The 20,721-nt window shown below is 70.1% G+C and carries 22 protein-coding genes; 2 read left to right on the forward strand and 20 right to left on the reverse strand.

Annotation, left to right across the window (positions count from 1 at the left end; translation table 11 throughout):
- Positions 1-9: 9 nt before the first annotated feature.
- The 20 genes from IEY61_RS22315 to IEY61_RS22410 all read right to left on the reverse strand — a co-directional run bounded on the left by IEY61_RS22315 (position 10) and on the right by IEY61_RS22410 (position 18,421).
- The gene (locus IEY61_RS22315; protein ID WP_189047464.1) at positions 10-414 is read right to left on the reverse strand and encodes a Zn-ribbon domain-containing OB-fold protein; all 405 of its coding nucleotides are present in this window, start codon (positions 412-414) and stop codon (positions 10-12) included.
- Positions 411-1,562: an acetyl-CoA acetyltransferase gene (locus IEY61_RS22320; RefSeq protein ID WP_189047466.1), complete on the reverse strand. Its 1,152-nt coding sequence runs from the start codon at positions 1,560-1,562 to the stop codon at positions 411-413. Before IEY61_RS22320 ends, IEY61_RS22315 begins: the two co-directional genes overlap by 4 nt.
- Positions 1,559-1,999 carry a MaoC family dehydratase gene (locus tag IEY61_RS22325; protein WP_189047468.1) on the reverse strand — a complete coding sequence of 147 codons (441 nt, stop codon included), beginning with the start codon at positions 1,997-1,999 and terminating at the stop codon, positions 1,559-1,561. Before IEY61_RS22325 ends, IEY61_RS22320 begins: the two co-directional genes overlap by 4 nt.
- Complete coding sequence (locus tag IEY61_RS22330; protein ID WP_189047470.1) at positions 1,996-2,496, reverse strand: FAS1-like dehydratase domain-containing protein; 501 nt, start codon at positions 2,494-2,496, stop codon at positions 1,996-1,998. Before IEY61_RS22330 ends, IEY61_RS22325 begins: the two co-directional genes overlap by 4 nt.
- Complete coding sequence (locus IEY61_RS22335; RefSeq protein WP_189047472.1) at positions 2,493-3,716, reverse strand: RidA family protein; 1,224 nt, start codon at positions 3,714-3,716, stop codon at positions 2,493-2,495. The genes IEY61_RS22330 and IEY61_RS22335 overlap by 4 nt, the downstream gene beginning before the upstream one ends.
- Positions 3,713-5,086: an MmgE/PrpD family protein gene (locus IEY61_RS22340; RefSeq protein ID WP_189047474.1), complete on the reverse strand. Its 1,374-nt coding sequence runs from the start codon at positions 5,084-5,086 to the stop codon at positions 3,713-3,715. The genes IEY61_RS22335 and IEY61_RS22340 overlap by 4 nt, the downstream gene beginning before the upstream one ends.
- Positions 5,083-6,333: a CaiB/BaiF CoA transferase family protein gene (locus IEY61_RS22345; RefSeq protein WP_189047476.1), complete on the reverse strand. Its 1,251-nt coding sequence runs from the start codon at positions 6,331-6,333 to the stop codon at positions 5,083-5,085. Before IEY61_RS22345 ends, IEY61_RS22340 begins: the two co-directional genes overlap by 4 nt.
- Positions 6,330-7,364, reverse strand: a complete 1,035-nt coding sequence (locus IEY61_RS22350) for an LLM class flavin-dependent oxidoreductase (RefSeq protein ID WP_189047478.1) — start codon at positions 7,362-7,364, stop codon at positions 6,330-6,332. The genes IEY61_RS22345 and IEY61_RS22350 overlap by 4 nt, the downstream gene beginning before the upstream one ends.
- A 5-nt stretch (positions 7,365-7,369) precedes the next feature.
- Positions 7,370-7,894: a MaoC family dehydratase gene (locus tag IEY61_RS22355; RefSeq protein ID WP_189047481.1), complete on the reverse strand. Its 525-nt coding sequence runs from the start codon at positions 7,892-7,894 to the stop codon at positions 7,370-7,372.
- A 177-nt stretch (positions 7,895-8,071) separates the two neighbouring features.
- On the reverse strand, positions 8,072-8,821 hold the full coding sequence (locus tag IEY61_RS22360) for a FadR/GntR family transcriptional regulator (protein ID WP_189047483.1): 750 nt from the start codon (positions 8,819-8,821) through the stop codon (positions 8,072-8,074).
- Entirely contained in the window at positions 8,818-10,380 is a 1,563-nt protein-coding gene (locus IEY61_RS22365; protein WP_229706327.1) for a class I adenylate-forming enzyme family protein, read from the reverse strand. Before IEY61_RS22365 ends, IEY61_RS22360 begins: the two co-directional genes overlap by 4 nt.
- 3 nt (positions 10,381-10,383) lie before the next feature.
- Positions 10,384-10,803 carry a hypothetical protein gene (locus IEY61_RS22370; RefSeq protein ID WP_189047485.1) on the reverse strand — a complete coding sequence of 140 codons (420 nt, stop codon included), beginning with the start codon at positions 10,801-10,803 and terminating at the stop codon, positions 10,384-10,386.
- A complete protein-coding gene (locus IEY61_RS22375; protein ID WP_189047487.1) occupies positions 10,784-11,590 on the reverse strand; it encodes an enoyl-CoA hydratase/isomerase family protein in 807 nt (268 codons plus the stop codon). Before IEY61_RS22375 ends, IEY61_RS22370 begins: the two co-directional genes overlap by 20 nt.
- Positions 11,587-12,387, reverse strand: a complete 801-nt coding sequence (locus IEY61_RS22380; protein WP_189047489.1) for an alpha/beta fold hydrolase — start codon at positions 12,385-12,387, stop codon at positions 11,587-11,589. Before IEY61_RS22380 ends, IEY61_RS22375 begins: the two co-directional genes overlap by 4 nt.
- A complete protein-coding gene (locus tag IEY61_RS22385; RefSeq protein ID WP_189047491.1) occupies positions 12,384-13,223 on the reverse strand; it encodes a cupin domain-containing protein in 840 nt (279 codons plus the stop codon). Before IEY61_RS22385 ends, IEY61_RS22380 begins: the two co-directional genes overlap by 4 nt.
- A complete protein-coding gene (locus IEY61_RS22390; protein WP_189047493.1) occupies positions 13,220-14,074 on the reverse strand; it encodes an ATP-binding cassette domain-containing protein in 855 nt (284 codons plus the stop codon). Before IEY61_RS22390 ends, IEY61_RS22385 begins: the two co-directional genes overlap by 4 nt.
- Positions 14,061-14,891: an ABC transporter ATP-binding protein gene (locus IEY61_RS22395; RefSeq protein WP_189047495.1), complete on the reverse strand. Its 831-nt coding sequence runs from the start codon at positions 14,889-14,891 to the stop codon at positions 14,061-14,063. Before IEY61_RS22395 ends, IEY61_RS22390 begins: the two co-directional genes overlap by 14 nt.
- Positions 14,888-15,739, reverse strand: coding sequence for an ABC transporter permease (locus IEY61_RS22400; RefSeq protein WP_229706328.1), 852 nt, complete (start codon positions 15,737-15,739; stop codon positions 14,888-14,890). The genes IEY61_RS22395 and IEY61_RS22400 overlap by 4 nt, the downstream gene beginning before the upstream one ends.
- On the reverse strand, positions 15,732-16,796 hold the full coding sequence (locus IEY61_RS22405; RefSeq protein WP_189047497.1) for an ABC transporter permease: 1,065 nt from the start codon (positions 16,794-16,796) through the stop codon (positions 15,732-15,734). The genes IEY61_RS22400 and IEY61_RS22405 overlap by 8 nt, the downstream gene beginning before the upstream one ends.
- A gap of 5 nt (positions 16,797-16,801) precedes the next feature.
- Positions 16,802-18,421 (reverse strand): ABC transporter substrate-binding protein, encoded by a 1,620-nt coding sequence (locus tag IEY61_RS22410; RefSeq protein ID WP_189047499.1) that lies wholly within the window; start codon positions 18,419-18,421, stop codon positions 16,802-16,804.
- A gap of 224 nt (positions 18,422-18,645) precedes the next feature.
- On the opposite strand from IEY61_RS22410, the gene IEY61_RS22415 reads away from it, so the two are divergent.
- Both IEY61_RS22415 and IEY61_RS22420 read left to right on the forward strand, forming a co-directional pair.
- Entirely contained in the window at positions 18,646-19,812 is a 1,167-nt protein-coding gene (locus IEY61_RS22415; protein WP_268240682.1) for an acyl-CoA dehydrogenase family protein, read from the forward strand.
- Positions 19,812-20,720: a VOC family protein gene (locus tag IEY61_RS22420; RefSeq protein ID WP_189047504.1), complete on the forward strand. Its 909-nt coding sequence runs from the start codon at positions 19,812-19,814 to the stop codon at positions 20,718-20,720. The genes IEY61_RS22415 and IEY61_RS22420 overlap by 1 nt, the downstream gene beginning before the upstream one ends.
- Position 20,721: the final 1 nt, after the last annotated feature.

Genomic DNA, 20,721 nt, shown 5'->3' on the forward strand with positions numbered 1-20,721 from the left:
TGGCGCCGGCTAGCGGGGAGCGGGTACGAAGACCGGCAGCGCTCGCCCGTCGTCGAGCTCGACCCAGTCCACGGCGACGCGGTCACCGATGCGCCAGGCATCGGGCTCGGCGTTCTCGAGCCGGGTCAGGCAGATGACGCCTTCGTCCAGCCGGACCCGGGCGATGACGTAGGGGACGTCCGTGTCGGGGACCGGCGAGCGGTACACGACCGTGAACGAGTCGACGACCCCGGTGCCGGCGGCGGTGTCGAACCGGAGCGTGTCGGTGCGTCCGCAGTGGATACACAACGAACGCGGAGGGTGCTGCACGCCGGAACACTCCACGCACCGCTGCACCGTGAGTCGGTGCTCGCGGGTCGCATCCCACCAGCCGGCCGTGACGACGTCGGCGGGGGGCACGGATGGCGCCTTCATCGGTCGACCCCCAAGATCACAGTCGCGTGCGTGGACAGAATCCCCCCGGTGCCGTGCGCCAGCGCGGTGCGTGCGCCGGCCACCTGGCGGGGCCCGCATTCGCCGCGCAGCTGACGAACGGCCTCGACGAGCAGCAGCACCCCGTACTGACCGGGATGGCAGTAGGACAGGCCGCCGCCGTTGGTGTTCAGCGGCAACTGCCCGCCGGGGCGGATCCGGCCGTCCTGGATGAAGTCCAGCGCCTCGCCCCGACCGCAGACCCCGAGCGCCTCGAGCGTCAGCGCCACCGTGATCGTGAACGAGTCGTAGACCTCAATGACGTCGATGTCGGAGATCGAAAGGCCGGCACGGACCAGGGCGTCGGCCGAGGAACCCACCGCCCCCGTGAGCGTCAGGTCGTCCACCGCGGTCATCGAGGTGTTGGTAGTCCGCTCGCCGTAACCGAGCACCTCGACCGGCGTTCTACGCAGGTCGCGGGCCCGCTCGCTGGAGGTGAGCACCACGGCCCCGCCTCCGTCGGTGACCAGGCAGCAGTCCGCGGTGGTGAGCGGGCTGGAGATCATCGGGGACGCGAGCACGTCCTCGACCGTCAGCGGGCCGGCGCCGTACCGGAAGGCCTTCGGGTTGAGCAGCGCCCACTCCCGGGCCGCCACGGCGATCTCGGCCAGCTGATCGCGCGTGGCGCCGAATTCGTGCAGGTACCGCTGCGCCGCCATCGCGTAGTAGGACAGCGGGTACAGCGGGGCGTACGGCGTCTCGAACTGCGCCTCGGGCGTATGGGCCTCCACCACACCGCCGAGCGAGCGGGACCGCGCCGAACGCTGGTTCGACGCGAAACTGACCAGCACGGTCTCGGCCTGCCCGGCCCGGATCGCCTGCGCCGCGCGGGCGACGTACATCTCGTACGCCGAGCCGCCGGCGAAGGTCGAGTCGGTCCACTTCGGCTGGATGCCCAGCCAGTCGGCCAGTTGGGTGGCGGAGAACCGGGAGATGCCGGTGGTGGCCAGCCCGTCGACGTCGCGCAGGGCGAGCCCGGCGTCGTCGAGGGCCCGGGTGATCGCCTGGGTCTGCAGGCCGAGGATGGGCTGATCGGTCACCCCGAGGTCGGACTCGGCGACCCCGACGACAGCGACACCGGTGCCGTTCATCGCGCCGCCTCCGCTCCTGGGCCGTCGGCCTGTCCGAGCAGGACGGTCGCCGAGGCCGGCGCCACCGCGGTGCGGGCTACGGAGGTGCCCTCGCCGACCACGACGACCCTCAGGTCGCACACGATCCGCTCGTCGCCGGCTTCGGTGACCGTGCCCTCGCAACGCACGGTCTCGCCGGCGAAGACGAGGTTGCGGAAGGTGAAGTCGAGGCGGTGCACGAACGACTTCGGACCCAGCCAGTCCTGCAGCTGCTCGACCAGCAGCGCCCCGAAGACCTGACCGTCCACGACGGGCCCGGGCAGCTTCTTCTCCGCGACGTACTCGGGGTCGTAGTGGAGCCGGTGCCAGTCCCAGGTGGCGCCGGCGTAGGCGACCATGTCCGTGAGCCGGATGGTGCGCTCCAGGGGCGGCACGACCTGCCCGACCGTGATGCTCATGACGACTTCTCCAGTGCCACGAAGATGAGGCTCTCCTCGTTCTCGGCGAGCAGCTCGCCGTCCTGGTTGGTGTAGCTGGCCTTGGACCTGACGATGAGCATCGCGTGCCCCGAGCCGGTGACCTTCTCGGTCACGCCCTCGATACGCCAGGTGGCCGTCACCACGTCCTCCGGTCGGATCCGCCGGTGGAAGACGTACGAGTTGCCGCCCCGCACCTGCCGGGTCCCCGGGATGTCCAGGCCCCAGGTGTGGCCGGGGTACCCCTCGTGGTCCATCGGCAGGCCGGCGTACTGGTTGGTCTCGCACACCAGCGTCAGCGGCAGGGTCACCCCCGCGAGGCCCTGCGCCCGCGCGTACTCGGCGTCGAAGTAGAGCGGATTGTCGTCACCGATGGCCAGGCCGAAGTAGCGGCCAGCGGCGGCGCCGAACGGCTCGGGCGCGGTGTAGACCCTCGTCCGCCCCTCCAGCGCGCGGACCTTCTCGGTCAGCAGGCTCATGTCCGCCCCTCCGTCTCGGCCGGGTACAGCGCCGTCGGGAGGACCTCCAGCAGGAACTCCGGACGCAGCAGTCCCTTGCAGATCGCCCCGGTGGACGCCGGCCACGGCGGGCTGAGCAGCCGCTCGCGCACGGCGGCCACCGCGCGGTAGTCCGGCAGCGCCGACTCCACGCAGTACTCCGTGGTTTCCAGCAGGTCCGCCGGGCCGAGCCCGGCGTGCTTCAGCAGCGTCAGGATCGAGCCGTACGTCACCTCGGCCTGGGCGCCGATGTCCCCCGGGTGCAGGGCCTCCTGAGACACCATGTCGAGCGCGGCGAAGCCGGACATGAACAGCATCCGGCCGGCCTTGATCCCCGGCGAGTAGGTCAACGTGTCGTAGCGCTTCCAGCCCGGGTTCACCAGCTCCAGGGAGTGCCGGGAGGCAGTGACGTCGATGGCGACCAGCTGCTCGGGGAGGTGCAGCCGGCTCATCAGGATGCCGCCCGCGCCCGGGTACACGCCAGCCCCGCCGAGCCGCTCCTTACGGATCCGGTGGCTCTTGCGGTAGACGTCGCGGGTCTCGGGGGTCGAGTAGTCGTAGGTGGTGACAGCGTTGTCCAACGACAGCCCGGCCTGCTCGAGGAGCTGGCCCGCCCGGTCGAGGCAGTAGGCGTACTGGCCGACGAAGTCGCCGGGGTGGATGACGTCGCCGTTCTCATCGATCGGCACGATCGTGGGCAGGTAGACGACGCCGTCGTAGCCCTCGGTCACAGGGGAGCGCCGCCAGGTGCCGGCCTCGCGCGCCTCGCTGGCGATCCGCAGCTGCTTGCCACCGCCGCCGACCGCGTGCAGCTCGACCTCGAGGAACGCGGTACGCCGGACCAGGCGCTCCACGACGACCGTGCGGACGGTGGGCGTGTGCTCACCGAAGAGCTCCCGGCGCACCGCGGCGGCCGCCTCGTATTCGGGCAGGCCGGAGAGCGTGACGTTCTCGCTGATCCGGGTGACGTCCGCGGTGCTGAGACCGGCGCCCTCGAGGATGGTGAGCACCTTCTGGTAAGCGGTCCGGGCCTGCTCCTCCATGCTGCCCTTGACCACCATCTTGCCGACCGCCGCGTCGTGCGCCGCCGCGGTGTGGCCGGAGGTCCAGGCCACGTCCCCCTCCGCCAGGCCGAGGCAGAAGGTGAAGCCCTCGTAGGGGAACCACGGGAAGGATTCAGGCTTGATGGCGTGCAATGTCATGGGCGTTCCTTCGCAGAGCTGGGCAGGAGGAGGGCCAGGGCGTCGAGCAGGGGGGCCAGGTCGGGGTGCCGGTCGAGTTCCCGTACCGCGTCGAACAGGGGCGTGGCATCCCGGCCGGCCAGCCCCGTCGCCTTGGCGACCAGGCCTTCGTCGGTGAGCGGGTTGTCGGGTCCGCCCGCGCTGCGGGGCACCGACCCGTGGATCTCGGCGCCGTCGCGCAGGACGACCCGCACTGCGCCGGGAGCGTCGGCGGCGACGCCGTCGCTCGGGCTGATCTCGACGTGGACCCGGCCCGCGAGCTCGGCGACCTCCGGGCGGCGGATGGAGTCCGGCTCGAAGGTGTCCAGCCCGAGCCGGCCGTCGACGACCAGCGCCGCCACGCTCCACGGCAGCGAGAACTTGGCGGCGTAGTCGCTCGCCGGGCGGGTCAGGTCGCGGCTGGTGTCGCAGACCACCGAAGCCGAATCCGGGTGCACGCGCGCCACGATGTGGTCAACGTCGCCGGGCCGGAACGGCCGCGTCGCCAGCGCCGCCGCGGTCGCGTCGAGCGTGGCGTGGGACAACTGGCAGGCCGGGTACGGCTTGATCCCGATGCGGGTGGTCTCCCACCGCTGCCCCAGGTCGCGCACGATTGAGGCCCGGTCGGCGTGCCCCTCCGCGAGCGCGTCGTAGATGCCGTGTGGACCATCGAACACCGTTTCGGGTCCGGTCGCCCCGGCGGCGGCGAGCCGGGCGGCGAGGATGCCGGCGTGCGAGGCGAAGCCGGGGTGCAGCTGCTTGGTGGAGGCGCCGGTGCCCAGGAAGGCGAGCAGCCCGCCCGCCTGGCTGCCGGCGATGCCGAGCGCGTGGGTGGTGCGCTCGGCATCCAGCCCGGACAGGCGTGCTGCCACCAGGGCCGACGAGAAGACACCGGCCACCATCGTCGCGTGCAGGCCGCGGGCGTGGAACCCGTGTGGTACCGCGGCCGCGATCCGGCAGGCGGCCTCATACCCGACGATCGCCGCGTCGAGCACCGCCGGGCCCGACGCGGCGGTCTGCTCGCCGACGGCCAGGGCTGCCGGCAGCACCACCGCGGTGGCGTGGATGAGGCCGCCGGCGTGGGTGTCGTCGAAGTCCAGGGCGTGCACGAGCGACCCGTTCGCGAGGGCCGCCGCGGGCGCGGAGACCCGCAGCCCGCGGCCCAGGATCGTCGCCCCCTGCGGGCCGCCCAGCTCCGCGGCCACGGTGACCGCCGCCGACACCGCGCCGGTGCGCACCGCGCCGGCCACGTTGGCCAGCCCGTCGAACAGGTGCCGCTGCGCCGCCCGGCGAACCTCCGCCGGGAAGGCCCGGGCCGAGAGTCCCCATTCGGCCAGCGTTTGAGCGATCATCGGGAGCCGGTCTCCGGGCCGGGGGCGTCGGACTGGCCGGTCGCCGGTTCGGCACCGAACGCGCCGTCGCGGCGCAGCTCGGCGATCTTCCCGTCGTCGAGGCCGGCGATGTCGCGCAGCACCTCGTCGAAGTGCTCGTTGCGCAGCGGCGCCCGGCGGTACTGTGGGAGCTCCGCCCCGACGCGCACCGGCGAGGCGACCTGCTGGACGGTGCCGAACCGCGGGTGCTCGGTCGTCACGACCAGGTTGCGGGCGAGGGTGTGCGCCTCCTTGAGCGCCGCCGGCACGTCGTTGATCGGGCCGCAGGGGATACTCGCGGGGTAGAGCACCGACAGCCACTCGTCGACCGTGCGCTGCCGGAAGATCTCCTCCAGCTTGGCCAGCAACTCCTCACGGTGCTGCTGACGCCCGGAGAAGTTGGCGTACGGCGACCCGTGCGCCGCCCACTCGGGGTGGCCGATCACCTCCGCCAGGCGGGCCCAGAACTTCTCCTTCGCGCAGCCGACCACGAGCCAGCCGTCGCTGGCCTGGAACGCCTGGAACGGCACCAGCGAGGGGTGCGCCGAGTGGCGGGTCCTGGCCGGCTGGTAGCCGGCGTTGAGGTGCCACGCCGCGGGGTAGGTCAACATCGCGATCGCGGTGTCGTAGAGGCTCACGTCGCAGTCCATGCCCACGCCGTCCCGGCGCGCCGCGTGCAGCCCCGCCAGCAGGGCGATCGCCGCGACGTAGCCACCGGAGAAGTCGACCAGGGACAGGCCCGACTTGGTCGGCGGACCGTCCGGCTCACCGGTGAGGTCCATCCAGCCGGCCAGGCCCTGCAGCACGTAGTCGTAGCCGGGCTCGTTCTTCCGCGGCCCGGTCATGCCGAACCCGGTCAGCGAGCAGCAGACGATCGCCGGGTTGAGGTGCTTGAGCTGGTCGTAGGTGATGCCGATCTTCTCCGGCACGTCCCCGCGCAGGTTGGAGTAGACGGCGTCGGAGACCTTCACCAGCTCCTCGAAGACCTCGCGGCCGGCGCGCGTGGTCAGGTCGAGAGAGATGCTCTTCTTGTTGCGGTTGAAGGTCTCGAAGAAGAGCGAGTCCTCGCCCTCGGCGTACGGCGGAACGTAGCGGCCGACGTCTCCGCCGACCCGGGGATCCTCGATCTTGACGACCTCGGCCCCGAGATCGGCCAGGTGCACGCTGCCGAAGGGGCCGGCCCCGTACTGCTCGAGCGAGATGATCCGCACGTCCTCCAGCGGTCTCATGCCTTGCCTCCGGTCAGTTCTGCGATCAAGGCCAGAATCTCGTTCTGCGCCACGCGGACGTCCTCGGCGCCGATGCCGTGGGTGGGCGGGCTGAGCTTCACCGAGTCGGCCTTCCCCTCGTACGCGGCGATCCGCGCGGCCACGTGGTCGCGGTCGCCGGCGAGGGTGAGCGCGTCGACCATCTCGTCGCTGACCTGGTCGGCCAGGTAGTCCGCGCCCTGACCGGCGCGGAACGCGTCGATCACCGCCTGCTGCTGCTCGCTCAGCCCGTGGAAGTCGAAGAAGTCGGCGTAGGTGCGCACGCTGGCGTAGAAGCCGACCAGGCCCGCCACCCTCCGGCGCGCCTGCACGGGATCGGGGTCCACCGAGCAGCAGGCCGAGACGACGACGTCAACGTCGGGGCGCGTCTTGCCCTCGGTGCGGGCGATCCCGGCCTCCAGCTCGGGCAGGATTCGCTCGACGAGGTAGCGCGGCGAGCAGAGCTCGTGGCTGATCCAGCCGTCGCCGATTTGACCGGTCAGCCGCGTCATTGCCGGCCCCATCGCGGCGAGGTAGACCGGGATCTGCTGCCGCAGGACCGGGAACGGCCGCTCGTAGCCGCGGATGTGCATCGGCTCGTACTCGCCGTCGAGGGCGATCTGCTCGCCGGAGGTGCAGGTCCGCCAGAAGTGCCGGATGTTGCGGACCGTCTCCCGCATGTGCGGCACCGCCTTGCCGAAGCGTGCGTTGTGCCACTGCTCGTTGAGTCGCTGCACACCGGACCCCAGCCCGAGCACGAAACGCCCGTCCGACAGTTCGTCGATATCCAACGCCTCAAGGGCGGTGATCATCGGGCTGCGGGTGAACGCCAGGGCGATCGAGGTGCCGATCTTCGCGCGGCTGGTGCCCTGCGCCAGCGCCGCCGCGGTGATCGTGGCGCTGCGGTGCAGCTCCGAGACCCACAGGACCTCGGCGCCGGCCTCCTCCGCGCGCCGCCCCGCGTTGACGAACTCCTCGAGGGTTTCGCCCCAGGGCTGGTAGGTGATGCGCATCCGACTCACTCCTGGTCCAGCGTCAACGGTGCCTTGCCCTCGGGGAAGATTCCTTCGATCTGCTCGGCCCCCCGCTTGTAGACGTAGAACGTCCGCTTGAACGAGCAGACCTCGTCGCCGTGCTGGTTCAGCGTGCGGGTGCGAACGGTGACGATGCCGGCGTGCGGGCGGCTGCCCGACTCCCGCTTCTCCAGCACGATCGACTCGCTGAACAACGTGTCGCCGGCGAAGACCGGGTGGGTCATCCGGATCTCGTCCCAGCCGAGGTTGGCGAAGGCGTTCTGGGTGATGTCCGTGACGCTCTGGCCGACCGCAATCGCCACGGTCAGCGTGGAGACCACCAGTGGTTTCTTGAACTCCGACTGCGACGCGTAGAGGGAGTTGAAGTGCATCTGGTTGGTGTTCATGGTCAACAGCGAGAACCAGATGTTGTCGTTCTCGGTGACTGTGCGGCCCAGCGGGTGCTTGTAGACGTCACCCAACTCGAAGTCCTCGTAGAAGCGACCCGTCCACCCCGGCTTGACTGTCATACCGCGCCTCTCAAGCGATCATCCCGTAGGCCCGAGGTTAAACCTCAGACGTTTGAATGTCAACCACCGGAAGGGCGTTCCACGCGGTTCGTCTAAGCAGGTGAGAGCAGGGATGAGCGCCCGCTGAACAATCCGCACGCGAGGTCTCGCTGCTATATGTCAGACGTTTCGGCGGGCCTAATCGCTGTACGCTTCGCGCAGGGCAATCAGATGCTTCAGCATCTCGGCCGCCGCCGCCTCACCGTCACCGTTCTCGATCGCGGCGAGGATCGCCTCGTGCTCGTGGTCCACGCCGGCCCAGAACTCGTCGGGGACGCTCGGCGAGAGGAACTTCGCTTGGAGCACTCGGAAGACTGGCTCGGTCATCATGCTCAACAGGCGGTTGCCCGCGGCCTCGACGATGATGGCGTGGAAGTTGCGGTGCTCGCGGAACCGGCCCCCGCGGCCCCGGGTAAGCATCTCCCGCTCGATCGCCTCGCGCAGCGCCTTGAGATGGTCGTCCCCGCGGCGCAGCGCGGCCAGCCGCGCCGCGGGCACCTCCAGCACCTCGCGCGCCTCGAGCATCTCGCCGACGGTGACCGAGGCGCTGCCGGACATCAGCCCGATGCTGGTTTCGAGATAGTCGCTGACCTGCTCGAAGTTCACCGTGCTCACGAAGGTCCCGCCGGTGGTGCCCCGCGTCGTGCGGATGAGGTCCCGCGAGGCCAGGACCCGCAGTGCCTCCCGCACCGTGCTCCGGCTGACGCCGAACGTCGCGGCGAGCTCCGCCTCGGACGGCAATCGGTCCCCTGCGGAGAGGGAGCCCGTGAGGATCAGCTCCCGCAGTTGGTCGGCCACCTGCTGGTAGGCGGTCCGCACCCTGCTCACCGGCAGGTTGCCGGAGCCGCCCCGGGCGCCCTGGATCTCTTTCAGGGGATTACCGGTCATGGCTGACCCTTCTCCTTCGCCGTTGACGCCCGTGTTCCGGCGCGGGCGACGTACTCGTCGCGTAGCTGCCGCTTGAGAATCTTGCCGCCCGCGTTGCGGGGGAGGTTGTCGATTACATGCCACTCGCGCGGAACCTTGTACCGCGCCACGCTGGCCCGCACGTGCGTCTCCAGGGAGTCGAGGTCCACCTCGCGCCCCCCGGCGGGCACCACGAACGCCGCGATCCGCTCGCCGTACGTCTCGTCCGGCACACCGATGACGGCGACCTCGTTGACGTCGTGGTGTCGGACGACCACCTCTTCGATCTCCCGTGGGAAGATATTCACGCCGCCGGCGATGATCATATCCTTCTTGCGGTCCACAATGGAGATGAAGCCCTCGTCGTCACGCACCGCGATGTCACCCACCGTGATGAAGCCGTCCGTGGTGGTCGCCTGCCGGGTGGCGGCCTCGTCGCCGAGGTAGCCGGCCATGAGCATCGGCGAGCGCGCGAACAGCTCACCGGGCACGCCGGGCGGGACCTCTCGGCCCTCGTCGTCGAGCAACCGCACGTCGTTCATGAACCACGGATGCCCCACGCTGCCAGCCTTGCGCATCGAGTCCTCCGGCCTGAGGTTCGTCACGATCGAGCACTCCGTCGAACCGTACAGTTCGTGGACCCCGACCCCAGGGAAGGCTTCGTGCACCCACTCCTTCAGCTCGACCGGCAGCGCGGCCGCGTTGAAGTAGAGGGTCCGCAGGGCGGACAGATCGTAGGCCCCGGCGGGCTCGGCGACGAGCCGCCGGATCTGCTGGGCGTGCGTGGGGACCAGGAACACCGTGCTGGTGCGGGACCGTTCGAGCATACGCAGGAACTCCTCCGGGTCCCACTTGCGCAGCACCCACGTCTCTCCACCCAACTGCGGGCCGGCGTAGCCGAACGAGAATCCTGCGCCGTGGTACAGGGGCGCCACGGCCATGGTCACCCGCGAGGGTCCCAGCCCGTACTCGATCGCGGTGCCGTACGCCGTCAGCACCCGCCCACGGTGGGTCAGCACGACCCCCTTGGGCACGCCCGTCGTGCCGGACGTGTAGGTGATGCAAAAGGTGTCCCGCTCGCCCACGGCCACCCGCGGGTCACGGGCGGCAGCCCGATCGAGGAACGCCTCGTAGTCGCGCCCGACCTGGCCGTCGAAGCTGAGCACGAGGTCCAGTCCATCCACGATCGACTCGATGTTGCCGTGCAGCGCGGAGTCCATGATCAGGGCCCGCGCTCCCGAGTGCCCGACGATGTACTCGTTGTCCGCGGCGGCGTTCTTCGAGTTCAACGGCACCATCGGTAGGCCGGCCTTGGCCAGCCCCGTGGCGACCTCGAAATACTCCATGCGATTCGCCGACAGCACGGCGACGGCGTCGCCCGGGCGCAGGCCCGAGGCGAGCAGGCCGGCGGCCAGCCGGCTGGATCGCTCGTGCAGCCCCGCGAATGTGAGGCTACGGTCGCCGTCCACGACGGCGACGCGGTTCGGAGCGGACCGGGCGAACTCCCGGACGCCGTTTGCCATGTTCAGTTCGGTGCCCACCAGTTACCGTTCCTTCACCGGGTCAGCCATCAACATCACTGCCGTCGCCTCGGCCACCGCCGCCCCCGCCCCGTCGACGACCTGCCAGGCGAACTCCTGGATCGCCTTGCCGCTGCGGGTGTGCCGCACCGGCCCGGGGGTGAGCCGAACGCGAAGCCACGCACCGGCACGCACCATCGAGTGGAACACCACCGACCGCAGCTCGAGCAGGGCGATGGCGCGGTCGAGAATCCCCGACTGCTCGACGAGGCCGCCGGCCAGCAGCAGCACGCCCTGGCCCGGCAGCGGCGCGTCGACGCCCTCGGCGCGCTGCCAGGGCGTCGGGTTGAACAGCGGATGCGTGTATCCGCCGCTCGACACGATCGTCCTGATCAGCTCGTCGGTGACCTCGACGGCCGGGGTCTCAACGTAGCTGTCGGACATCGGCACTCCCCCAGTGCGGATCGCGCCGCTCGACGTACGCGCGAAAACCCTCGTCGGCGTCCGCCGCGCTGACCTGCATCTTCTCGAAAAGCTCACGCTCGTAGCGCAGCCCCTCCTCGAGCGTCAGGTTCTGCGCCGCCCCGACCGCCAGCTTGGTCACCGCGATGGCCGGGCGCGACCGCCCCCGCACCGCGGCCACCAGGCGCTCGACCTCGTCGTCCAGCCGTTCGCGGGGGACAGCCGAGAACGCCAGTCCCCACTCGACCATGGTGGGACCGTCCAGCCACAACGAGGTCAGCAGGAGCGCCTTGGCCTTCTGGTCGCCGAGCTTGCGCGCCGCCCGCTGACTGGCGCCTGCCCCCGGTGGGACGCCGAACTGAAGGTGGATGTCGCCCACGCGCGCGTTCTCGGCGGCGACCACGAGGTCGCAGGCGAGCAGCAGCTCGAAGCCGCCGGCGCGGGCCAGACCGTTCACCCGCGCGATCACCGGCACCGGAAGCAGCTCGATCCGGCGCAGCAGGGCGTGCAGCCGGTCGAGGAACGGCAGGAACACCCCGTGCACGTCGGCGAAGCAGGACTCCAGAAAGGTGATGTCCATGCCGACGCTGAACGCCTTCTCGCCGGCGCCGGTGACCACCACCGCCCGCAGGTCCTCGTCCACCTCCGCCGCGTCCAGCGCCCGCTCGAAGTCGTCCAGGGTCGACGGGATCAGGCTGTTCATCGTGGCCCCGCCGTCGAGCAGGAGATACATCACCTGGTTCTCCGTGCGTACGTGCACCGCGGTCATCGCGCCGCCACCTCCCGGAGAAACTCGGCGATCTGGTGGGCGTACTCCGCCGGCGCCCGCAGGTGGGGTTGGCCGGGCAGCCCCGGCAGCGTCACCAGGCGCGCCTGCTTCGCCAGTTCCAGGGCGACCGGGTCCTTGTCGGCCAGCAGGTCGAACTCGGCGTCGAGCAGCAACACCGGGATGTCGAGGGCGGCCAACGGCAGGCCCGGGTCGTGGCGGAACGCCGCCTGGTACCCCCAGTCGTAGCGGTCGACGACACGCATCAGCTCGGTGACGGCGAGCTGCAACATGTCCGTGGTCAGATTCGGCCAGATTCGTCGGTACCGCTCGACCGCCCAGGCGAACTGGCCTCCCTCGACGTCGTACGGCGCCTGGGGCGTCCAGTTGGCCAGGAAGTCCGCGCGCTCCTCGGGCGTGAACAGAGCGACACCGGAGAGCACCACCGCCCGGGCCCCGCGGTCGAACACGTGGGCGGCCTCGATGGCCAGCGAGGCGCCGGTGTGCACGCCGCCGAAGACGACATCCGCCATGCCCAGCGCGGACGCCGCCCGGGCCAGCACCGCGGCGTACTCGGGAATCTCGAAGCCGTTACGCGGGGGCGGGTCCGAGGCGCCGTACCCCGGGGTGTCGAAGGCGACCACCCGGGCGTGCCGTCCCAGAATCGGCAGCACCTGCTGATAGACGCGGCTGGACAGCGGGGACTCGTGGAACAGCGCCACCCAGGGTCCGCTCGTGCCGGCGGTGAGGTAGTGCACCTGTCCCCAGTCGGACTCGACGTAGCCGCCACGCACCCTCATCGCGGGCCTCCCACCTTCACCAGCAGCTCGGTCTCGCTCGCGACGGCTATCTGTGGTCCGCCGGCGCCGGCGGGGATGCGCACCAGGCTGGGCTGCGCCAGCGTCCGGCCGTCGACGACCACGGCGCCCGAGACGTTGATGATGAACCGCTCCCGATCCACCGTCTCCGGCCGGGCGACCCAGTCGGCCGCCACGGAGCGCACGAGCACCGAGGCCGACCGGGTGTCCACGTTCTCGCTGAGCACCTTGGACCGGAGCGGGCCGGACCCACCGAGCCGGGTGACCGAATCGTCGTGCGGGCGCCAGACCATGAACCGCGTCTCGGCGCGCCGGACGTAGCCGCGGGGGCCGACCGTCCCGACGTCGCCCGCCCGGGCTTGCCGCCCGGCCTCCTCGTCCGGGCGCACCACCCGGGAGACCCGGTCGCTGCCCTCGTCGGCGTCCTCGCCCTCCATCATCAGGATGGCTTCGAAGCCGACCGGGGAGGCGGCCGAGTGCACCCAGCCGGGCGGCCGCCAGAAGTAGTCACCGGCCACGAACCGCCCCTCGGCGGTGAGGTCCACCTCGCCGCCCATGAAGTAGGCCTCCTCCACGCTGTCGTGGTAGGCCTCGCTCAGGTCGCGGTAGCCGGCGTCGGTGCGGATGTGGTCGATGCGGCGCGAGGTCTCCGGATCGAGCCACAGGTTGCGCATGTGGTAGCGGGACAACAGGTCGAGCGCGGCCTCCTGGCTGCTGCCGATGTTCTCCCGGAACGCCGGCTCCATGCTCTCCCAGACGGACCGCCCGTTGACCCACGGCAGGCTCGACCCGTCCACGACACTGGCACTGGCACTCATGCGGGCTCCTGGTTCTCGACGGCGTCGCGCACGGTTTTATGGCCGGCAAACGCCTTGTAGGCGTGGGGTTCCCGGGGGTCGGGCGACAGCCGGGCGGAGAGCAGCGTCTGCGTGTACGGGTGCTCCGGCGCGTCGAACAGCTCCCGGGTCGGCTTCGTCTCGACGATCTCGCCCAGGTACATCACCGCGATGCGGTCGCTCACCCACTCGACCGTGTGCATGTCGTGCGAGACGAACAGGTACGCCATCGAGTACTCGCGCTGCAGCTCCGCGAGGAGGGCGAGGATCTGGGCGCGGATCGACAGGTCCAGCGACGACGTCGGCTCGTCGAGCACGACGAACCGCGGCCGACTGATGATCGCCCGGGCGATGCCCACCCGCTGCTGCTGGCCGCCGGAGAGCTCACCGGGGAGCCGGTCGGCGAACGACTGCGGCAGACCGACGTGTTCGAGGGTGCTCAGCACCTGCCGGCGGATCTCCGTCGTGCCGAGCTGCGGCTGGTGGATCTGCAGCGGCTCGGCGACGATCGCCCCGATCGCCATCCGCGGGTTCAGCGACTCGAACGGCTCCTGGAACACGAGCTGCATGTCCGCGCGCTGCCGGCGCAGCGTGTTGGCGTCCATCGCCCCGAGGTCCTTGCCGTCGATGCGGACCGCGCCCGAGTCGACGTCGATCAGCCGCAGGGCGACCCGGCCCAGCGTCGACTTGCCGGAGCCGCTCTCGCCGATCACCGCCAGCGTCTCGCCCTCGTTGACGTGGAGGGAGACCCCCTTGAGGGCGTGGACCGGCTCGCCTCCGCGCTGGCGCGCGGGGAAGACCTTGTGGACATCTTCGATCTCAACGAGAGACATCGAGCTTCTCCCCTGGCTTCGGCACGGAGGCGATCAGACGCTGCGTGTACGGGTGCTGCGGCTCGACCATCACGTCCATGACGGATCCGTGCTCGACCACCTGGCCGTCGTACATCACGACCACCCGCTGGCAGTACTGGGCGATGACGCCCAGGTCGTGGGTGACCAGGACCATCGACCGTCCCTCCTGATGGACAAACCCGGAGATCAGGTCGAGGATCTGGGCCTGCACCGTGGCGTCGAGCCCGGTTGTCGGCTCGTCGGCGATCAACAGCTGTGGCGACAGGGTGGTCGCCAGGGCGATCACGACCCGCTGGGCCATGCCGCCGGAGAGCTGGTGGGCGTAGCCGTCGAGCACCCGGGCCGGGTTGACGATGCCGACCCCGTCCAGCATTCGCAGCGCGATCTCCCGCGACTCCTTGCGGGAGACTTTGGTCTTGTGGGCCTTCTGCAGCTCGTAGAACTGCCGCTCGATCTTGTAGATCGGGTTGAGGGACCCGAAGGGGTTCTGCGCGACGAAGCCGATCTTGGCCCCGCGCACCTCGCGCATCCGCCGCACCGGCGTGGCGAGCAGGTCGCCGTAACCGGCGAGCTGCGCCTTGTCGGCGGTGACGGTGCTGTTGGCCGGAAGCAGCCGGAGCAGACCCTTGATCGTGGTCGACTTGCCGCAACCGGACTCGCCGACGATGCCGACGATCTCTCCCTTGTGCACGGTGAGGTCGACGCCCTTGACCGGGTGGACCACGCCGTGGGGAGTCTTGATGCTGACGGCGAGGTTGCGCACCTCCAGCGCCAGCTCTTCGGACTGCGCGTTCATCGGTAGGTCCTTGCGGTGCGGTCGCCGATCGCGTCGGCGAGCTGGTTGAAAGCCAGGACACAGAGCACGACGGCCAGGCCGGCGAACCCGGCGATCCACCACTCGCCCGAACTCATGTTCCCGGCGCCGTCGCGGATCATCGAGCCCCACGAGGGGGTCGGCGGGCTCACGCCGATGCCCAGGAACGACAGCGAGGCGATCACCACGATGGCGTTGGCGACGGTCAGCGAGGTCTGCACCAGCACGATGCCCCAGACGTTCGGGAGCAGGTGCCGGAAGATGATCCGCCGGGGCGAGGCGCCCGTGGCGGTCGCGGCCTCGATGAACCGCGATTCGCGCAGCGAGAGCACCTCGCTGCGCAGCAGCCGCATGAACCGGGGCACGTTGATCAGCGCGATCGCCACGACGACCATGTAGAGCTTGTTGCCCGACAGGGAGACCAGGGCGAGCGCCAGGATCAGCAGCGGGAAGGCCTGGAAGGCGTCCAGCCCCCGGACCAGCCGCTCGCTGCCCTTGCCCTTGCTGCTGGCGGCCAGGCCGAGCAGGACGCCCACGACCAGCGACAGCACCGTGCCGGCCAGGGCGAGCGACAGGTCCACCCGCGCCGCGTAGATGACGCGGGAGAAGACGTCGCCGCCGGCGCCGTCGGTGCCGAACCAGTGCTCGCCGCCGGGCGACCGCAGGGTGGCCCCGCCGTCGATGCCCATCGGGTCGTATGGCAGGGGCGCGAAGAGGCTGGCCAGCAGCAGGACCAGGATGAAGAGCACGCCGAGCGCCGCTCCCGGGTGCTGCCGGAGCATCCGGCGCATCTGGACGCCCCGCCGTGCTGCAAAGACGTCGTCATGCATGCGAGATCCTGGGGTCGAGGAGCCCGACGACGATGTCGAGCAGCGTGTACGTGATGAGCGTGATGGCGCCGGCGATGAGCACCATCCCTTGGACCACGGGGACGTCGAGCCGCAGGATGCCCTGCAGCGCCCAGGCCCCCAGTCCGTCCCAGGCGAAGACCCGTTCGACGATCGCCTCGCCGCCGAGCAGCGACGCGAAGATCACGCCGGCGTAGGTCACGATCGTGGTGCGGGACTCGACGAGCGCGTACCGCAGCACGGTCCGCTCCGGCAGGCCCATGGCCCGGGCGAAGAAGACCTGCTGGGAGTGGAGGGCCCGCCCCAGGGTCGCCCGCGCGGTCTTGGCGAAGTACGCCGCGTAGACCAGCCCCAGGGTGAGCACAGGCAGCGCCAGGTGCTGGAGGGCGGAGCCGGCCAGCGCCGGGTCACCGGCGATCAGGGCGTCGATCGGGATGAACCCGGTGACCTTCGGTGGCGTGCTCTCCGTGAACCCGATCTGCCCCGCAGGCGCCGGCGCCCAGCCGAGCAGGAAGAACACGACATAGATCAGCAGCAGTCCGAGGAAGAAGTCGGGGATCGCCTGAAAGACCCCCGTGAACAGCCGGCTGATCCAGTCGGGCGCCCGGCCCCGAAAGTAGGCGGCGATCGCTCCGAAGGCGATGCCGACCATCGCCGCGAAGAGGACCGCCAGGATGATCAGCTCCAGCGTCGCCGGCAGCTTCTCGAGGATCTCGGTGGCCACGGGACGCTTGGAGTAGTAGGACTCGCCGAGGTCGCCCCGCAGGAGTCCGCCCATGTAGTCGACGTACCGCTCCAGGATCGGTTTGTCGAGCCCCAGCTCCTGCGAGATGGCCTCGACCTGCGAGTTGCTGGCCATCGGCCCGGCGATCAACCTCGCCGGATCGCCGGGGGTGACGCTGACCAGCAGGAAGGACAGCGTCACCACCCCGAACGTCGCGGCGATGAGGAACCCGAGGCGCTCCAGGACCAGCCTGACGGGTCCACGGGCCTTGCGGGCCTTGCGGACCGGCAAACCGGGCGTGGCGCTCAGGGTCATGGAATTCAGCTCCGCTTCAGCTCGTCGAACTTCACGCCACCGGTCGGCAACGCGACGTAGCCCTTGACGCTCTCGGCGACACCGACCAGGTCCGGCACCTCGACCAGCGAGATGATCGGCTCCTCCCCGACCAGGAACTCGATTGCCTGGTTAACGACCTGATCGCGCTGCGGCCCGGCCGACTGCTTGAGCGCGGCGGTGACCAGCCGGTCGAACTCGGCGTTGTTGTACCCGCTCTTGTTCAGCGCCGAATCGCTGTAGAGGTACAGGAACAGCGAGAAGCCCGGGTCCGGCTGCGAGGGGCGCTCGCTGTACAGGTAGGCCTGGTACTCCTGCTTCGACACCGCGGCCTCGAAGTCCGCGGCCGACGGGATCGCCTTGAGGTTGACGTTGATCCCGACCTTCTGGAGGTCGGACTGGATCAGCCGGCCGAGGTTCTCCGCGAACGGGCCCGGCCGCGCGGTGTTGAACGCCACGGTCATGTCGAAGCCGTTGGGGTGCCCGGCCTCGGCCAGCAGTTGCTTGGCCCGGTCGGGGTCGTAGCTTCCGGTCTTCGGCTGGTCGGCGAGCAGCGCGCTCGCCTGCGGGCTCAGCGCGGACTGCGCGTAACCCTGGTAGATGGAGTTGACGATGGCCTCGCGGTTGATCGCGTGGCTGATCGCCTGCCGCACCTTGGGCTTGCCCAACGCCGGGTCCTTCACGTTCACCGACAGGTTGTGCCGGTTGGAGTCGGGCTGGCGCGACACGGCCGCGTTGGCGCTCTCGTCGATCTTCTTGAGCTGGTCGATCGGCGGCTCGGAGATCATATCCACGTCACCGGAGATCAGCAGCTGGGCGCGGGACGACGCGTCGGGGACCGCCTTGATCACGATCTCCTCGAACGCCGGCCTCGGCCCCCAGTAGTTCGGGTTGTACTCCAGGCGCAGCTCCCGGCCCGGGTCGAGGGACTTCAGCTTGTAGGCGCCGAAGCTGGCGCTGTTCGTCTTCAGCCACTCGGCGGCCCAGGGGTCCTCCTTCGTGGCGTGCTTCTTCGCCTCGTCGGAGTCGATGATCCCGTCAATCGGGTAGGCCAGGACCGACAGGCTCACCGCCGACGGGCTGGTGAGGTTGTAACGGACCGTGTACTTGTCGATCTTTGTCCACGGCTCCTGCTTGTCGACGTTCGCGGCCGGGAGCAGCACGCCCGCCTGCAGGGACCGCGGGTTCGTGTACATCCGCTGGAAGGACCAGATGACGTCGTCCGCGTCGAGCTCGTTACCCCACTCGCTCTTGACGCCCTGCCGCAGCTTGAAGGTGTACTGCGTCTTGTCCCCGTTGGCCTCGAAGGACTCCGCGAGCGCGGGCTTCAGCGCGTCCACACCGAGGGCTCGGTCATCCGAAGCCTTGCTGGTGTCGTAGTCCAGCAGCGTCTCCATGAACCCGTCCAGACCGTAGACCCAAGTGAGCCCGGTGAACTCATTGGGGTCCAGCTGGGTGGGCGTGGACGCCCAGGCGATCCGCAGGGTCGCCGACGACGCCGAGCCCTTGCCGCTGGCTCCCCCACCGCCACCGCAGCCTGCAAATCCCAGCGCTAGCGCGGATGCTGCGGTCACTGCCGCGACCCGGCGCGCAATTCGCGAACGCATCTCGTCTCCTGCCATGTCCACCGACCTGACGGCCAGGCCAATACGTCAGACAACGGTAGGTGAGGGCCCTCACACCCGCAAGAGCCGAAGCGGCAAGTCTTACCCTGGCCTATCGCCTGACCGGCGGCTAGCCTGTGCGAACAGCGCGCCGCCACCCGTTGCCGACCTCCGGCGCAGGGGCGGGGCTTCAATCCACAGACGTTTGTGTGGCAGGTGCGATGCAGATGCTCGGCACGGGTCCGATCAATGAGCCCGACACGCGGCGAGAGCTACGCGAGATGACCGCTGGGCTCCTCGGCAGGCACCTGCCGACGGAGCAGGCGCTGATTACGGACCGGGAGGGCAGCTTCGACCGCTCGCTGTGGCTCCGGCTCGGCGAGGCAGGCCTGCTCGGAATCGGCGCCGAGGAGCGGGTCGGCGGCAGCGGCGGCACCGTCGGCGACGCCGTCGCGGTGACCGAGGAACTGGCCCGGGTGCTGCCCAGCCTCGCTGTGGACTACGTGCTCAGCGGCATGGCCATGCGGATGCTCGCGGAGCCGGACTGCGGACCGGTCGCGGACTGGCTCCCGGAGGTGGCCGCCGGGCGCATGATCTGCTCGTACGGACTCAGCGAGCCCGGCGGTGGCACCGACCTACTCGCCCTGCGCGCCCGGGCCACCGAGGTCGACGGCGAGTGGCGGGTGAGCGGCCAGAAGACGTGGATCTCGCTGGCCGGCGAAGCCGATCAGGTGTTCGTGCTCTGCCGAACGGACCCTGCCGAGAAGGGACGACGGTCCCGCGGCCTGAGCCTCATCGCCGTACCGACCGACCAGCCTGGCGTCGCCGTGCGACGCGTCCGCCTCGCGGGCATGCGCGCAGCGATGACATACGAGGTCTTCCTCGACGACGCCGTTGCGCCCCTGGCGAACCTCGTCGGCGCACGAGGCCGTGGCATGCAGGTGCTGTCCAAGGCGCTCGACGTGGAGCGGGTGATGGCCGCGGCGATCAGCCTCGGCCTCGCACGGGGGGCGCTGGACCTGCACATCGCCTACGCACGGGAGCGGGAGGCGTTCGGCACACCGATTGGGGCCTTCCAGGCAATCCAACATCCCGCGGCCGACAGCATCGCCGAGCTCTCGGCGGCCCGCGCGCTGATCAACTCCACCGTAGCGATGATCGAGGCCGGACAGGATGCACTGGCGTACTCCGCCATGGCCAAGCTGTTCACGGCGGAGACGGCGGCGCGCATCGTCGACCGAGGGATGCGCGCGATGGGCGCGATGGGCCTCGCTGACGAGTCGGCCATGCAGATGTACTTCCGCGATGCTCGGCTGCAACTGTTCAGCCCGATCAGCAACGAGATGGTTCGCAACCTGCTGGGCGAATCGCTGGGCCTGCCGAGGAGCTACTGATGTTCGACGGAATCGACCACGTGGTGCTGCCGGCCGCCGACGTCGAGCCGCTGCGCCGGCTCTACGTCGAACTTTTCGGGTTCACCGAAGTCGCAGTGGACGACGACCCCGATCCCGCCTGGCAGCAACTGTGGCAACTCCCGGCTCCTCCGACACGATCCGTGATGCTCGGCAAGCCGCGCAGCGCGGGGGGCTGGATCCGGCTCGTCGAGGTACCCGGGCTGCCCCCTGCGTCGCCGGCCCGGCGCCCGAACCGGGTCGGGCCCTACGCGCTCGACTTCTACCTGCGGGATGCAGACGCCGTGGAACAGCGGATCGAGGAAGGAGGCTGGGAGTTCCGGACACCTGCGGTGTACTACAACCTCCCAGGAACCGACATCCCGGTACGGGAGCGGATGCTCGATCAACCCCTCTCCGGGCTACTGCACGCGGTCGTGCAGTATCGCCCGCGCGGCACCAGGTGCGTCATCGACCAGGACCGGCAGGAGGACACCAGCGAGGTCGTCGCCGTGGTCTTCATGACCGACCGGTTCGAGGAGGCCACGGCATTCGCCCGCGACGTGCTCGGCGCACGGCAGTACTTCACCGGCAGGTTCGACGGGCCGGCCGTCGAACAGATGCTCGGTATGGCACCCGGGGAGGGGTTCGCGGCGGCGCTCTTCCGCGGCCCGGGCTCGCGCAACGCGCGCCTCGAGTTCGCTGAGGTACTACCGGACGGCGAACCCCGCACCGACCTGGTGCGGAGGGTCGTCGCCACGTGCGCTGTGCCCGACCTCGACGCACTGCACACCCTGGTGAAGAGCGGCGATCACGGTGAGACCATCGGTCCGGTCACCGTCGACGGCGTACGCCACCTGGGCCTCGCCTCGTCCTACGGTGCCGCGTTCGACTTCTTCGAACCGCTCTGAC

The sequence above is a fragment of the Micromonospora sonchi genome, assembly GCF_014646235.1.
In the GTDB taxonomy this organism is placed as follows: Bacteria; Actinomycetota; Actinomycetes; order Mycobacteriales; family Micromonosporaceae; genus Micromonospora; species Micromonospora sonchi.

Coding starts and splice junctions, on each gene's coding strand:
- IEY61_RS22315 (WP_189047464.1), bottom strand. CDS start 414: ATGAAGGCGCCATCCGTGCCCCCCGCCGACGTCGTCACGGCCGGCTGG.
- IEY61_RS22325 (WP_189047468.1), bottom strand. CDS start 1,999: ATGAGCATCACGGTCGGGCAGGTCGTGCCGCCCCTGGAGCGCACCATC.
- IEY61_RS22395 (WP_189047495.1), bottom strand. CDS start 14,891: ATGAACGCGCAGTCCGAAGAGCTGGCGCTGGAGGTGCGCAACCTCGCC.
- IEY61_RS22320 (WP_189047466.1), bottom strand. CDS start 1,562: ATGAACGGCACCGGTGTCGCTGTCGTCGGGGTCGCCGAGTCCGACCTC.
- IEY61_RS22375 (WP_189047487.1), bottom strand. CDS start 11,590: ATGACCGCGGTGCACGTACGCACGGAGAACCAGGTGATGTATCTCCTG.
- IEY61_RS22420 (WP_189047504.1), top strand. CDS start 19,812: ATGTTCGACGGAATCGACCACGTGGTGCTGCCGGCCGCCGACGTCGAG.
- IEY61_RS22350 (WP_189047478.1), bottom strand. CDS start 7,364: ATGCGCATCACCTACCAGCCCTGGGGCGAAACCCTCGAGGAGTTCGTC.
- IEY61_RS22360 (WP_189047483.1), bottom strand. CDS start 8,821: ATGACCGGTAATCCCCTGAAAGAGATCCAGGGCGCCCGGGGCGGCTCC.
- IEY61_RS22330 (WP_189047470.1), bottom strand. CDS start 2,496: ATGAGCCTGCTGACCGAGAAGGTCCGCGCGCTGGAGGGGCGGACGAGG.
- IEY61_RS22370 (WP_189047485.1), bottom strand. CDS start 10,803: ATGTCCGACAGCTACGTTGAGACCCCGGCCGTCGAGGTCACCGACGAG.
- IEY61_RS22335 (WP_189047472.1), bottom strand. CDS start 3,716: ATGACATTGCACGCCATCAAGCCTGAATCCTTCCCGTGGTTCCCCTAC.
- IEY61_RS22405 (WP_189047497.1), bottom strand. CDS start 16,796: ATGACCCTGAGCGCCACGCCCGGTTTGCCGGTCCGCAAGGCCCGCAAG.
- IEY61_RS22380 (WP_189047489.1), bottom strand. CDS start 12,387: ATGAGGGTGCGTGGCGGCTACGTCGAGTCCGACTGGGGACAGGTGCAC.
- IEY61_RS22340 (WP_189047474.1), bottom strand. CDS start 5,086: ATGATCGCTCAAACGCTGGCCGAATGGGGACTCTCGGCCCGGGCCTTC.
- IEY61_RS22355 (WP_189047481.1), bottom strand. CDS start 7,894: ATGACAGTCAAGCCGGGGTGGACGGGTCGCTTCTACGAGGACTTCGAG.
- IEY61_RS22410 (WP_189047499.1), bottom strand. CDS start 18,421: ATGCGTTCGCGAATTGCGCGCCGGGTCGCGGCAGTGACCGCAGCATCC.
- IEY61_RS22415 (WP_268240682.1), top strand. CDS start 18,646: ATGCTCGGCACGGGTCCGATCAATGAGCCCGACACGCGGCGAGAGCTA.
- IEY61_RS22345 (WP_189047476.1), bottom strand. CDS start 6,333: ATGAGACCGCTGGAGGACGTGCGGATCATCTCGCTCGAGCAGTACGGG.
- IEY61_RS22390 (WP_189047493.1), bottom strand. CDS start 14,074: ATGTCTCTCGTTGAGATCGAAGATGTCCACAAGGTCTTCCCCGCGCGC.
- IEY61_RS22400 (WP_229706328.1), bottom strand. CDS start 15,739: ATGCATGACGACGTCTTTGCAGCACGGCGGGGCGTCCAGATGCGCCGG.
- IEY61_RS22385 (WP_189047491.1), bottom strand. CDS start 13,223: ATGAGTGCCAGTGCCAGTGTCGTGGACGGGTCGAGCCTGCCGTGGGTC.